Genomic DNA, 452 nt, shown 5'->3' on the forward strand with positions numbered 1-452 from the left:
TCGTCGAAGTGGTACCAGCCGGTGTGCTCGCGGTCGTAGTCCACGTAGCGTTCGCCGTGCGCCATCTGTCCGGTGACCACGTCGTAGTACACCCACTTGCCCCCGTTGGACGGGATGTGCCGCATGCCCTTGGCCATGGCGCCGGTGACCGGGTCGAAGTAGTACCAGCCGCCGTAGCGGTAGTCCTCGCCCTTGATCATCCTGCCCTGCCCGTCGTAGCGCACCCATTTGTCGTGCGCGGGGATGTACACGTCCTTGCCGGTGGCGACGGTGCCGTCCGAGTCCACCCAGTACCAGGCGTCCGAGGCGGGGTCGTAGATCTCCTTGGAGCGGGCGAGCGTGCAGTCGGACTCGAGCCAGTACTTCTCCCCGTCCACGGCGATCAGCTCGGAGCACACGGGCTGGCCGTCCCGGTACCAGTACGTCTCGCCACCCACCGACTGCCAGCCGGA

At 66.8% G+C, this 452-nt stretch carries 1 pseudogene; it reads right to left on the minus strand.

The features are described 5' to 3' along the window. Positions 1 to 452: pseudogene (locus OU11_RS08545) on the minus strand (N-acetylmuramoyl-L-alanine amidase family protein); the annotation flags it as partial.

The organism is Bifidobacterium pullorum DSM 20433 (assembly GCF_000771405.1).
GTDB classification, from domain to species: Bacteria; Actinomycetota; Actinomycetes; order Actinomycetales; family Bifidobacteriaceae; genus Bifidobacterium; species Bifidobacterium pullorum.